The following is a 12,659-nucleotide window of genomic DNA, read 5'->3' as shown; positions in this document are numbered from 1 at the left end:
CGAGACAGCCGGGTGCGACACCCGGGCGGGGTGGGCGGTCGGTGCACGGCGGCGGCCGGGGCACCATGGTCCGACTTCCCGTTCCGGGTGTCGCACCCGTGCCGGTCCGTCGCTGCCGGGGGGCGCACGCTACGGGGCGCCCCAGAACACACAGCATGGGGTGTCTGTGGTCCGTATCCGGGTTCTCGTGGTCGACGACCACCGCATTTTCGCCGAGTCGCTCGCCGCGGCGCTCGCGGCCGAGCCGGACGTGGACGTGGCGGCGGCGGGCAGTGGCCCGGCCGCCCTGCGCTGTCTGGAGCGCGGGGCCGCCGAGGGGCGCGGTTACGACGTGATGCTGGTCGACGCCGAGCTGGGAGTCCTGGCCCCGGCGGGCGGCCGCAGGGCCGTCGGCCCGGTGCCGGTGCCCGCTCCCGGCGGGGCCGACGGGCAGGCCGACGGCATCTCGCTGGTCGCCGGGGTCCGTGCCGCCCGGCCCTCGGTGCGCACGGTGGTGCTCGCCGAGAAGGACGACCCGCGCCGGGCCGCGCTCGCGCTCCAGGCCGGGGCCTGCGGCTGGGTCGCCAAGGACTGCTCGCTCCAGCGGCTGCTGGCGGTCATCAGGGGTGTGCTGCGCGACGAGACGCATCTGCCCGCCGCCCTGCTCACCGGGGTGCTGCGGGAGCTGCTGGCGGACCGCAAGCACCGCAGCGAGAGCGAGCAGCTCGTCGAGTCGCTGACCCCGCGCGAGCGCGAGGTGCTGCGCTGCATGGTGGCGGGGCTCGGCCGCAAGGCGGTGGCGGAGCGGCTCTTCCTCTCCCCGCACACGGTGCGTACCCATATGCAGAACGTGCTGGGCAAGCTGGGGGTGCACTCGACGCTGGCGGCGGTCGCGCTGGCCAGACGGGCGGGTGTCGGCCCCGCCGATCCGGTGGCGCCCCAGGAGCCCGTTCTAGCCGGGGATGTTGTCGAACGGGGCAGTCAGCCGGCGTAGCAGCCCTGCCAGTTCGCCGCGCTGGTGGCGGGAGAGTTCGCCGAGGATGGCGCGCTCCTGGGCGAGCAGGCCGGCCAGTGACTGGTCGGCCTTGTCGCGGCCCTCGGCGGTGAGCCGGACCAGTACGCCGCGGCGGTCGCTGGGGTCGGGGAACCGCTCGACGAGGTTCTTCTGGGTCAGCCGGTCGATGCGGTTGGTCATGGTGCCCGAGGTGACCAGGGTCTGGGTGAGCAGCTGGCCGGGGGAGAGCTGGTACGGATCGCCGGCGCGGCGCAGCGAGGTGAGCACGTCGAACTCCCACGGCTCCAGACTGTGCTCGGAGAAGGCGATCCGGCGGGCCCGGTCGAGGTGGCGGGCCAGGCGGGAGACGCGGCTGAGGACCTCGAGTGGTTCCACGTCGAGGTCGGGGCGCTCTCGGCGCCATGCAGCGACCAGTCGGTCGACCTCGTCCTCCATATGGATCAGTGTAAAGGGTCTGTCGACATGAAGTCTCTTGAATTCGAGTGTCTTGACATCAAGATACTTTCGGGATGATCCTGGATCCCATGACCGCACCCACCTGGGATCCGCAGCAGTACCTGCGCCACGCGGACCACCGCACCCGCCCCTTCCACGATCTGCTGGCCCGCGTCCCCCCGCTCCCGGGCGCTCCCCGGATCGCCGACCTCGGCTGCGGAGCGGGCAACGTCACCGCCCTGCTCGCCGAACGCTGGCCCGGGGCCCGCATCACCGGGTACGACAACTCCCCGCAGATGCTGGAGCGGGCCCGCGCCCACGCCACCGCCCTGCTGGACTTCGCCGAGGCCGACGCCGCGACCTGGACGCCCGCGCAGCCGTACGACCTGATCGTCTCCAACGCCCTGCTCCAGTGGGTGCCCCGGCACGCCGACCGCTTCCCCGACTGGCTGGCCGCCCTCACCCCCGGCGGCACGTTCGCCCTCCAGGTCCCCGGCAACTTCGAGCAGCCCAGCCACGCCCTGATGCGCGATCTCGCCGAGACCCCGCGCTGGCGCTCCCGGCTGGGCGGCCTGCTGCGCCACTCCGACGCGGTACTGAGCCCCTCCGCCTACCTGGACCGGCTCACCGCCCCCGGCCGCACGGCCGACGTCTGGGAGACCACCTACCTGCACCTGCTGCCCGGCGAGGACGCCGTCCTGGACTGGGTCAAGGGCACCGGCCTGCGCCCCGTCCTCACCGCCCTCGCCGACGACGCGGAGGCCCGGAGCGCCTTCCTCGCCGAGTACCGCGACCTGCTGCGCGCCGCGTACCCCGCGGGCCCGCACGGCACGGTCTTCCCGTTCCGCCGCATCTTCGCCGTCGCCCACCGGGAGAAGTGATGATCGCCGCCGTCGACCACGTCCAGCTCGCCGCCCCCGAAGGCTCGGAGGACGCGCTGCGCGACTACTACGTGCACGCCCTCGGGATGACTGAATCCCCCAAGCCCCCGGTCCTGGCCGCCCGCGGTGGCTGCTGGTTCCAGGCGGGCCCGGTCCAGCTCCACCTGGGCATCGAGGCGGACTTCCGCCCGGCCCGCAAGGCGCACCCCGGCCTGCGCGTCACGGACATCGGGGCGTACGCGGCCCGGCTGGCGGAGCACGGCGCCGAGGTGCGGTGGGACGAGGACCTGCCGGGCCACCGCCGCTTCTTCAGCCACGACCCGGTGGGCAACCGGCTGGAGTTCCTGGAGCCGGTGACCGGCTGACGGACGGGGACGCGGAAGCGCCCCGCCCCCGCGGATCCGGGGACAGGGCGCTTCGATGCCTCTTGCGGGGCAAGCCGGGCGGGACGCTCAGTACGTGTTGCTCAGTACATGTTGTTGTAGATGTCCCAGCCGTAGCCGATCTTCACGCGCTTGTTGATCTTCCCGGTGCCGGTGGACGTGTAGAGGTACACGTCGCCCTTGCCATCGACGCCGATCAGATCGGCCTTGCCGTCACCGTTGATGTCACCCGGTGCCACGAACTTCTTGTAGATGTTGTAGCCGGTGCCGATCTTGAGACGTGCCTTGAAGGGCTTGGTGGCCGATCCCGTCCCCGGGTAGAGGTAGAGGGTGCCGTCCGAGGCGCGGGCCACCATGTCGTTCAGACCGTCGCCGGTCAGGTCACCGGCACCGACGAGCTTGTACGACTTGTAGCCGTAGCCGACCTTGATCTTGGCGGAGAAGCCGGTACCGGAGCCGTTGCCCCGGTAGAGGTACAGGTCGCCGGAGGTGGTGCGGGCGAGCAGGTCGCCCTTGCCGTCGCCGCTCAGGTCGCCGGGACCGACGAGGGAGTTGTAGGCGCCCCAGCCGCTGCTGACGGGCGAGCCCTCGTTGTAGAGGGTGCCGTTGTACTTCTCCAGCAGGTTCGCGTAGCCGTCGTTGTCGAGCGACGACGGGAAGCTGATGTCGGAGCCGGCCCAGCCGCCGCTGTCACTGGCCTGGACGCGGGCGCTGAGCTTGCCGTTGTTCTTCGCGTAGTACCAGTAGAGCGTGCCGCCCGTGGTGCGGGCCATCAGCTCGTTCTTGCCGAAGTCCGGGTTGCCGCCCTGGCCCCCGAAGAGCGACGCGGCGTTCCAGCCGGTGGCGATCTCGGTCCGCTTGAGGAACGTGCCGTACCCGGTGGACTCGTACGCGTAGAGCGTGCCGCCCGGCGTACGGGCCATCAGGTCACCCAGACCGTCACCGGTGACGTCGTCGACGGCGATGAGCTGGTTGTACGTGTCGTAGCCGTAGCCGACCTTGACACGCGCGTTGTACGGCGCCGAGGCCTTCCCGCTACCCGCGTAGTAGTACAGGTCGCCGGCCGGCGTACGGGCGTAGAGGTCGCCGATCCCGTCACCGTTGACGTCGTTCGCGCCGACGATCTGGTCGTACGAGGCCCAGCCGTAGCCCACCTTGACGCCGGCCTTGAAGGGGGCGCTGGTGACGTTGCCGGTGCCCGCGTACAGGAAGATGTCGCCGGACGGGGTGCGGGCGAGCAGGTCGCCCTTGCCGTCGCCGGTCAGGTCACCCGCGGCGATGACCTTGTTGTACTTCTGCCAGCCGGTGCCGGACCAGTCGGCGTAACCGGCGCCGTCGGCGCTCCACGCCTGGTGGAGCGAGAGCTTGCCGGTCGCCGACAGGGTGAGCAGCTCGGGCCTGCCGTCGCCGTTCAGGTCGCCCGGCGTGATGACGTCCTTGAACTTCTCGTTCGGGTCGTCGGGGTTCAGGGCGAACTCGTAGGAGTCCGTCCCGTTCGTCGGAATGACGTAGTAGTTCCCGTCGATCCCGCGGTACAGGGTGTCGCTGTAGCCGTCGCCGTCCACGTCGAAACGCGGCTTGGCGGGAATGACCGCGGCCTTGGCGCCCTCGGCGGCCGCCGCCGGCGACTTCTTCCTCGCGGTGTGCTTCGGCAGCGTCAGCGAGGGCTGCGCGTCGGCGGCGGGCACGCGGGGCTGGGTGGCGCGGTGCGGCGCGGGCGCCGAGTCGTCGGCCGAGGCCGGAGCCGCCAGCAGCATGCCGGCGGAGAGGACGAGTGCGGTGCAGGCCGCGATCCGGCGCGCGCGGTTCGAACGCGCGGGAACGGAACGGCCGGGTTCCACAGAAGACAAAGCCCCCCCAGGGGTACGTGGTGGAACCGGGAGAAACGTCTTCACGGGTGCGTCACGCGCAGGGTGAAGAGTTCCCGGGATATTCACAGACTCTACAACTGTGACCCCCGCGACAGAAGTGGTTTAGCAGTGGATCAATGTCTCGGCTTGGACACGCCAACTCCCCACCCCCCGTGCGCCATCCGGCCCGTGCCGCCCGCCCCCTGTCGCCCACTCAGTTCTTGCGGTGGCCGATCAGCCGAGGCTTCGACTCCAGGTTCTCCAGCCCGTGCCACGCCAGATTCACCAGATGCGCCGCCACCTCGGCCTTCTTCGGCTTGCGGGCGTTCACCCACCACTGGCCCGTCAGCGCCACCATGCCGACCAGCGCCTGCGCGTACAGCGGAGCCAGCTTCGGATCGAAGCCCCTGGCCTTGAACTCCAGCCCCAGGATGTCCTCCACCTGAGTGGCGATATCGCTGATGAGCGAGGCGAACGTGCCGGTCGACTGGGCGACCGGCGAGTCACGCACCAGAATCCGGAACCCGTCCGTGTACGTCTCGATGTAGTCCAGCAGCGCGAACGCCGCCTGCTCCAGCAGCTCACGCGGGTGCCCGGCGGTCAGCGCACTGGTCACCATGTCCAGGAGCTGACGCATCTCCCGGTCCACCACCACCGCGTACAGCCCCTCCTTGCCGCCGAAGTGCTCGTAGACCACCGGCTTGGAGACCCCGGCACGCGCCGCGATCTCCTCCACCGAAGTGCCCTCGAAACCCTTGTCGGCGAAGAGGGTGCGACCGATGTCCAGCAGTTGCTCGCGGCGTTCCTTGCCCGTCATCCGCACCCGCCGGGCGCGCCGGGTGGAGGGTGCGCGGGATTTCTCACTGCCTGTGCTGCCGTCGGTCGCCACATCGTCAATCATGCCGCGTCGGCCTCCGCCGAGTGGCGCCGGGACTCGATACGGGCGGCATCGGGCCAGCGCACATCGGTCGCCCAGCCCAACTTCTCGAACCAGCGGATCAGCCGGGCACTCGAATCGATCTGACCCCGCATCACGCCGTGCCGCGCACTGGTCGGGTCCGCGTGGTGCAGGTTGTGCCAGGACTCACCGCACGAGAGGACCGCGAGCCACCACACGTTCCCGGACTTGTCGCGGGACTTGAACGGACGCTTGCCGACCGCGTGACAGATCGAGTTGATCGACCACGTCACATGGTGCAGCAGCGCGACCCGGACCAGGGAGCCCCAGAAGAACGCCGTCGCCGCACCCCACCACGACATCGTGACCAGACCGCCGACCAGCGGCGGGATCGACAGCGACAGAATCGTGAAGGACAGGAAGTGACGGGAGATCCCGCGGATCGCCGGATCCCTGATCAGGTCAGGGGCGTACTTCTGCTGCGGTGTCTGCTCCTCGTCGAACATCCAGGCGATGTGGGCCCACCACAGACCCTTCATCAGGGCCGGCAGCGTCTCGCCGAAACGCCACGGGGAGTGCGGATCGCCCTCGGCGTCCGAGAAACGGTGGTGCTTGCGGTGATCGGCCACCCAGCGCACCAGGGGACCCTCCACAGCGAGCGAACCGGCCACGGCCAGGGCGATACGGAGCGGACGCTTCGCCTTGAACGAGCCATGGGTGAAATAGCGGTGGAAACCGATCGTGATCCCGTGGCAGCCGATGAAGTACATCGCCACCAGCAGACCCAGATCGAGCCAGCTGACACCGCGGCCCCAGGCCAGCGGCACAGCCGCGACCAGGGCCAGGAAGGGCACGACGATGAACAGCAGAAGCGCGAACTGCTCGATCGACCGTTTGTTGTCCCCGCCGAGCGTGGCGGAGGGAGGACCGTCGGCCGCCGGAGCGGCCTCGATCACATCGGGGCTGGTCTTCATGGGGAGTCCCCTGTGGGGTGAGACGCAACGGACAGACTGGGCTACGCATCCGTAACCTACGGCGTCGTAAGTATGGCAGCGCGGAGCCCCGCCACAAGAGGAAGCGGCCGACCGGGCACAGAGTGGCGTCATACGGGGTAAGGGACACAGCGCGTACCCCCGAGGGACCCGTCTTGAAGGGCGGACACCCATCGGGGCGCGAACAGCACCGAAAGCACGGACACCTATCCTGGAGAGGTCGGACAGCGCGGTCCGCACTCTGCTTTCCCGGGGGTGGCGTGGCACCCGCTGCCAGCCGCGGGCCCCGGACCCCGTGCTCAACCACTGCAAGGAGCCGCACACTGTGAGCAGTGCCGACCAGACCCCTGCCGCCAGCCCCGAGCTGCGCGCCGACATCCGCCGCCTCGGCGACCTGCTGGGCGAGACCCTCGTACGCCAGGAGGGCCCGGAACTCCTCGACCTCGTCGAACGGGTCCGCGCCCTGACCCGCACCGACGGCGAAGCGGCGGCCCAGCTGCTCGGCGACACGGACCTGGAGACCGCCGCACAGCTCGTGCGCGCCTTCTCCACCTACTTCCACCTCGCCAACGTCACCGAGCAGGTCCACCGCGCCCACGAGATGCGCGACCGGCGCGCCGCCGAGGGCGGGCTCCTCGCCCGCACCGCCGACCGCCTCAAGGACGCCGACCCGGAGCACCTGCGGGCCACCGTCAAGAACCTGAACGTACGGCCCGTCTTCACCGCGCACCCCACCGAGGCCGCGCGGCGCTCCGTACTCAACAAGCTCCGCCGCATCGCCGCACTCCTGGAAACCCCCGTCATCGAGGCCGACCGGCGCCGCCAGGACATCCGGCTCGCCGAGAACATCGACCTCATCTGGCAGACCGACGAACTCCGCGTAGTCCGCCCGGAACCCGCCGACGAGGCCCGCAACGCCATCTACTACCTCGACGAACTCCACGCCAACGCCGTGGGCGACGTCCTGGAGGACCTGGCCGCCGAACTGGAGCGCGTCGGCGTCGAACTGCCCGCCGGCACCCGCCCCCTCACCTTCGGCACCTGGATCGGCGGCGACCGCGACGGCAACCCCAACGTGACGCCCGCCGTCACCTGGGAGGTGCTGATCCTCCAGCACGAACACGGCATCACCGACGCCCTCGAACTCGTCGACCAGCTGCGCGGACTGCTCTCCAACTCCATCCGCTACACCGGAGCCACCGACGAGCTCCTCACCTCGCTCCAGACCGACCTGGAACTCCTCCCCGAGATCAGCCCCCGCTACAAGCGGCTGAACGCCGAGGAGCCCTACCGCCTCAAGGCCACCTGCATCCGGCAGAAGCTCGTCAACACTCGCGAACGCCTCGCCTCCGGCACCCCGCACCGCCCCGGCTGCGACTACCTCGGCACCGCCGAACTCATCGCCGACCTGGCCCTCGTCCAGACCTCGCTGCGCGAGCACAGGGGCGGCATCGTCGCCGACGGCCGGATGGACCGCACCATCCGCACACTCTCCGCGTTCGGCCTCCAGCTCGCCACCATGGACGTACGCGAACACGCCGACGCCCACCACCACGCCCTCGGCCAGCTCTTCGACCGGCTCGGCGAGGAATCCTGGCGCTACGCCGACATGCCCCGCGACTACCGGCAGAAGCTCCTCGCCAAGGAACTCCGCTCGCGCCGCCCCCTCGCACCGACCCCGGCCCCGCTCGACGCCGCCGGCGAGAAGACCCTCGGCGTCTTCCACACCATCAGGGAAGCCTTCGAACGCTTCGGCCCCGAGGTCATCGAGTCCTACATCATCTCGATGTGCCAGGGCGCCGACGACGTCTTCGCCGCCGCCGTCCTCGCCCGCGAGGCAGGCCTCCTCGACCTGCACGGCGGCTGGGCCAAGATCGGCATCGTGCCGCTCCTGGAGACCACCGACGAGCTCAAGGCAGCCGACGTCATCCTCGACGAGATGCTCGCCGACCCCTCCTACCGCCGCCTCGTCTCACTGCGCGGCGACGTCCAGGAGGTCATGCTCGGATACTCCGACTCCTCCAAGTTCGGCGGCATCACCACCTCCCAGTGGGAGATCCACCGCGCCCAGCGCCGACTGCGCGACGTCGCCCACCGCTACGGCGTACGCCTGCGCCTCTTCCACGGCCGCGGCGGCACCGTCGGCCGCGGCGGCGGCCCCTCCCACGACGCGATCCTCGCGCAGCCCTGGGGCACGCTGGAGGGCGAGATCAAGGTGACCGAGCAGGGCGAGGTCATCTCCGACAAGTACCTCATCCCCGCACTCGCCCGCGAGAACCTGGAACTCACCGTCGCGGCCACCCTCCAGGCCTCCGCGCTGCACACCGCACCCCGCCAGTCCGACGAGGCCCTCGCCCGCTGGGACGCGGCCATGGACACCGTCTCCGACGCCGCCCACGCCGCGTACCGCAAGCTCGTCGAGGACCCGGACCTGCCGACGTACTTCCTCGCCTCCACCCCGGTGGACCAGCTCGCCGACCTGCACCTGGGATCGAGGCCCTCCCGCCGCCCCGGCTCGGGCGTCTCGCTCGACGGCCTGCGCGCCATCCCGTGGGTCTTCGGCTGGACCCAGTCACGGCAGATCGTGCCCGGCTGGTACGGCGTCGGATCCGGCCTCAAGGCCCTGCGCGAAGCCGGTCTCGACACCGTCCTCGAAGAGATGCACGAGCACTGGCACTTCTTCCAGAACTTCCTCTCCAACGTCGAGATGACCCTCGCCAAGACCGACCTGCGCATCGCCCGGCACTACGTCGACACCCTCGTCCCCGACGAGCTGAAGCACGTCTTCGACGCCATCGAGACCGAGCACGCGCTCACCGTCAGCGAAGTCCTCAAGGTCACCGGCAACACCGAACTGCTCGGCACCAGTCCGGTGCTCCAGCAGACCTTCGCCATCCGTGACGCCTACCTGGACCCGATCTCCTACCTCCAGGTGTCCCTGCTGGCCCGCCAGCGCCAGGCCGCCGAACGCGGCGAGGAAGCCGACCCGCTGCTCGCCCGCGCCCTGCTGCTCACCGTCAACGGGGTCGCGGCCGGACTGCGCAACACCGGCTGATCAACGCCGCCGCGGGTGCGCTCCTGTCACAGGGCGAAGAACGTCGCCACCAGCAGGACCGCACCCGCGATCCCGGCGCCCCACGCCACCCGGGGCAGCCGGAGACCGCCGCCGATCACCAGCGCCGCAAGAACCAGCGCACCGCCCAGCGGCACCCACGCGTGCAGGAAACCCGGCGTCCCCGTCCGCACGACCTCGAAGGTGCCCGGCTTCACGACGACGGGGAAACGGTCCCCCTTCTTCGCCGCCACGGACTTCTCGACCGACACCCGGGAACGCCCCGACCCGTCGTCGGCCGGCGTGTAAGGCCCCGTACAGACCTCGCTGCCGCACCCGGTGACCGTCATCGTGCCGTGCTCACGGCCCTTGGCCAGCACGATGTGATGCGCCGTGTCCCACGAGGACAGCACACCCGCCACCAGCAGCAGCAGGACGACACCGCCGAGCGCGGCGCTGCGGCCGTAGTGCAGGGCACGTTGGGAGGAGCTGCGCTTCATGGGGGCCGATCCTTGGCCAGCGCCCCGCACCCGGTCAAGCCGTGGCTGAAAACAACGTGATTACCGGTGGGTATGTCGGGATTCGCGCAGGTCGGAGCTCAGGAGTTGTACGCGCTCTGCGCGCGCTCCAGACCCTCCGCCAACAGGCACTCCACCGAATCCGCCGCCCGGTCCACCAGGAAGCCCAGCTCCTTGCGCTCCGTGGACGAGAAGTCCTTCAGCACGAAATCGGCGACCTGCATCCGGCCCGGCGGACGCCCGATCCCGAACCGGACCCGGTGATAATCCGGCCCCATCGACTTCGTCATCGACTTCAGCCCGTTGTGACCGTTGTCGCCACCGCCCAGCTTCAGCCGCAGCGACCCGTAGTCGACGTCCAGCTCGTCATGGACCGCCACGACATGGCCGAGCGGCACCTTGTAGAAATCGCGCAACGCCGTCACCGGGCCGCCGGACAGGTTCATGTACGACATCGGCTTCGCCACCACCACCCGGCGACTCAGCGGACCCGGCGGACCCATCCGGCCCTCCAATACCTGCGCCTGGGCCTTCGGCGCCCGCTTGAACTTCCCGCCGATCCGCTCCGCGAGCAGGTCGGCGACCATGAAACCCACGTTGTGCCGGTTCGCCGCGTACTCGGGACCGGGATTGCCCAGGCCCACGATCAGCCAGGGGTCGGTGGCGTCGGACATCGCGCTGGGTCTCCTCGCGTACGGGTGAGTCGCAGACAGGGGAAACGGGGCGGCGGATCCCCCGGAGGGAGACCGCCGCCCCGTCAGTCAAGCAGGTGGTGCGAGGTGCGGAGGCTGTCGGGTGACCGCTCAGGCCTCGGAATCCTCGCCCTCGGTGGACGCTTCCTCGACCTGGGCGGCGACGACCGCGAGCACGACCGCGTCCGGGTCGGCCTCGGCCAGCACCGAACCCTGGGGCATCGGGATGTCCTTGGCGAGGATCGAGGCACCGGCGTCCAGGCCCGCGATGGAGACCGTGACCGAGTTCGGGATGTGGGTGGCCTCGGCCTCGACGCGCAGGGTGTTCATCACGTACTCCAGCAGGTTGCCGCCCGGGGCCAGCTCGCCCTCGACGTGCACCGCGACCTCGACGTTGACCTTCTCGCCGCGCTTCACGGTCAGCAGGTCGACGTGCTCGATGTTGCCCTTGATGGCGTTGCGCTGCACGGCCTTCGGGATGACCAGCGCGTCCTTGCCGTCGATCTCCAGACCGATCAGGACGTTGGCGGTACGGAGCGCGAGCTGAAGCTCGTGAGCCGGCAGCGTGATGTGGACCGCTTCGGCGCCGTGGCCGTAGATGACGGCGGGGACGAGGCTGGCGCGACGGGTGCGGCGGGCAGCGCCCTTGCCGAACTCGGTACGGACCTCGGCGTTGAGCTTGATCTCGGCCATGACTGCACTCCTCGTAAGGTGACAAAACTCCGATTGGTCACCCGGCCCACGACAGGCCTGCTACGAAGAGCGCGTCGATAACGGACCGCCGTACTTATGAGTACGGCCTCCCTCGCCGAGCAACTCGCTGAGTCTACCCGGCGGGGAGGCCGCACCCCAAAGTGGATCTTCTGTGACGCTCTTCGCCTACTGCTCCTCGAAGAGGCTCGTGACCGAACCGTCCTCGAAGACCTCGCGCACCGCGCGAGCGATCGTCGGCGCGATCGAGAGCACCGTGATCTTGTCGATCTCCAGCTCGCCCGGGGTCGGCAGGCTGTCCGTGAAGACGAACTCGCTGACCTTCGAGTTCTTCAGCCGGTCGGCGGCCGGACCCGAGAGCACGCCGTGCGTCGCCGTCACTATGACGTCCTCGGCACCGTGCGCGAACAGGGCGTCGGCGGCGGCACAGATCGTGCCACCCGTGTCGATCATGTCGTCGACCAGGACACAGACCCGGCCCTTGACGTTGCCCACGACCTCGTGAACGCTGACCTGATTCGGCACGTCCTTGTCGCGGCGCTTGTGCACGATCGCCAGCGGGGCGTCCAGCCGGTCGCACCAGCGGTCGGCGACGCGCACCCGGCCGGCGTCCGGCGAGACGATCGTCAGCTTCGAGCGGTCGACCTTCGCACCGACGTAGTCGGCCAGGATCGGCAGCGCGAAGAGGTGGTCGACCGGACCGTCGAAGAAGCCCTGGATCTGGTCGGTGTGCAGGTCGACGGTGAGGATGCGGTCCGCACCAGCCGTCTTCATCAGGTCCGCGATCAGACGGGCCGAGATCGGCTCGCGGCCGCGGTGCTTCTTGTCCTGGCGGGCGTAGCCGTAGAACGGCACGATCACCGTGATCGAACGGGCCGACGCGCGCTTCAGCGCGTCCAGCATGATCAGCTGCTCCATGATCCACTTGTTGATCGGAGCCGTGTGGCTCTGGATCAGGAAGCAGTCGGCGCCGCGGGCGGACTCCTGGAATCGGACGTAGATCTCACCGTTGGCGAAATCGAAGGCCTTCGTCGGCACGAGGCCGACACCCAGTTGGTGTGCAACCTCCTCGGCCAGCTCGGGGTGGGCGCGGCCGGAGAAGAACATCAGTTTCTTCTCGCCGGTCGTCTTGATCCCGGTCACAGCACAGTCTCCTCAGACGTGTTCCTGGCGCTGCACGCAGATGTCCCGATGTGCAACGAGCCAGCCGAAATGGGGTGAGCATCTATCACGGTACGCCGTGCGCGACGCGC

12 protein-coding genes are annotated in these 12,659 nt (G+C 69.8%); 4 read left to right on the top strand and 8 right to left on the bottom strand.

Features of this window, described 5'->3' with window-relative positions; translation table 11 throughout:
- Window positions 1-166 precede the first annotated feature (166 nt).
- Window positions 167-973: a response regulator transcription factor gene (locus AB0I52_RS13970; RefSeq protein WP_363072286.1), complete on the top strand. Its 807-nt coding sequence runs from the start codon at window positions 167-169 to the stop codon at window positions 971-973.
- Here AB0I52_RS13970 and AB0I52_RS13965 read toward each other — a convergent pair.
- Window positions 932-1,429, bottom strand: a complete 498-nt coding sequence (locus AB0I52_RS13965) for a MarR family transcriptional regulator (RefSeq protein ID WP_363072165.1) — start codon at window positions 1,427-1,429, stop codon at window positions 932-934. The genes AB0I52_RS13970 and AB0I52_RS13965 overlap by 42 nt on opposite strands.
- Window positions 1,430-1,518: 89 nt before the next feature.
- Between AB0I52_RS13965 and AB0I52_RS13960 the strand changes: the two genes are divergently transcribed.
- Both AB0I52_RS13960 and AB0I52_RS13955 read left to right on the top strand, forming a co-directional pair.
- Entirely contained in the window at window positions 1,519-2,310 is a 792-nt protein-coding gene (locus AB0I52_RS13960) for a trans-aconitate 2-methyltransferase (RefSeq protein WP_363072163.1), read from the top strand.
- The gene (locus tag AB0I52_RS13955; protein ID WP_363072161.1) at window positions 2,310-2,675 is read left to right on the top strand and encodes a VOC family protein; all 366 of its coding nucleotides are present in this window, start codon (window positions 2,310-2,312) and stop codon (window positions 2,673-2,675) included. Before AB0I52_RS13960 ends, AB0I52_RS13955 begins: the two co-directional genes overlap by 1 nt.
- A gap of 101 nt (window positions 2,676-2,776) precedes the next feature.
- Here AB0I52_RS13955 and AB0I52_RS13950 read toward each other — a convergent pair whose 3' ends face one another.
- The 3 genes from AB0I52_RS13950 to AB0I52_RS13940 all read right to left on the bottom strand — a co-directional run bounded on the left by AB0I52_RS13950 (window position 2,777) and on the right by AB0I52_RS13940 (window position 6,415).
- Window positions 2,777-4,534, bottom strand: coding sequence for a VCBS repeat-containing protein (locus tag AB0I52_RS13950; RefSeq protein WP_363072284.1), 1,758 nt, complete (start codon window positions 4,532-4,534; stop codon window positions 2,777-2,779).
- Window positions 4,535-4,757: 223 nt separating this feature from the next.
- On the bottom strand, window positions 4,758-5,444 hold the full coding sequence (locus tag AB0I52_RS13945; RefSeq protein WP_123525569.1) for a TetR/AcrR family transcriptional regulator: 687 nt from the start codon (window positions 5,442-5,444) through the stop codon (window positions 4,758-4,760).
- Window positions 5,441-6,415 (bottom strand): fatty acid desaturase, encoded by a 975-nt coding sequence (locus AB0I52_RS13940; protein WP_363072158.1) that lies wholly within the window; start codon window positions 6,413-6,415, stop codon window positions 5,441-5,443. Before AB0I52_RS13940 ends, AB0I52_RS13945 begins: the two co-directional genes overlap by 4 nt.
- 343 nt (window positions 6,416-6,758) lie before the next feature.
- Here AB0I52_RS13940 and ppc point away from each other — a divergent pair, with 343 nt between their 5' ends.
- Window positions 6,759-9,488, top strand: a complete 2,730-nt coding sequence (ppc, locus tag AB0I52_RS13935; RefSeq protein ID WP_363072156.1) for a phosphoenolpyruvate carboxylase — start codon at window positions 6,759-6,761, stop codon at window positions 9,486-9,488.
- Between the two features lie 26 nt (window positions 9,489-9,514).
- Here ppc and AB0I52_RS13930 read toward each other — a convergent pair whose 3' ends face one another.
- The 4 genes from AB0I52_RS13930 to AB0I52_RS13915 form a co-directional block, all read right to left on the bottom strand.
- Window positions 9,515-9,985: a hypothetical protein gene (locus AB0I52_RS13930; protein ID WP_363072154.1), complete on the bottom strand. Its 471-nt coding sequence runs from the start codon at window positions 9,983-9,985 to the stop codon at window positions 9,515-9,517.
- A gap of 98 nt (window positions 9,986-10,083) precedes the next feature.
- Window positions 10,084-10,677 (bottom strand): aminoacyl-tRNA hydrolase, encoded by a 594-nt coding sequence (gene pth, locus AB0I52_RS13925; protein ID WP_363072152.1) that lies wholly within the window; start codon window positions 10,675-10,677, stop codon window positions 10,084-10,086.
- A gap of 129 nt (window positions 10,678-10,806) precedes the next feature.
- A complete protein-coding gene (locus AB0I52_RS13920; protein ID WP_363072150.1) occupies window positions 10,807-11,388 on the bottom strand; it encodes a 50S ribosomal protein L25/general stress protein Ctc in 582 nt (193 codons plus the stop codon).
- A 186-nt stretch (window positions 11,389-11,574) separates the two neighbouring features.
- The gene (locus AB0I52_RS13915; protein WP_362955075.1) at window positions 11,575-12,549 is read right to left on the bottom strand and encodes a ribose-phosphate diphosphokinase; all 975 of its coding nucleotides are present in this window, start codon (window positions 12,547-12,549) and stop codon (window positions 11,575-11,577) included.
- Window positions 12,550-12,659: the final 110 nt, after the last annotated feature.

The sequence above is a fragment of the Streptomyces sp. NPDC050423 genome (assembly GCF_040655445.1).
Lineage (GTDB): Bacteria > Actinomycetota > Actinomycetes > Streptomycetales > Streptomycetaceae > Streptomyces.
This window is presented reverse-complemented; position numbering and strand designations above follow the sequence as displayed.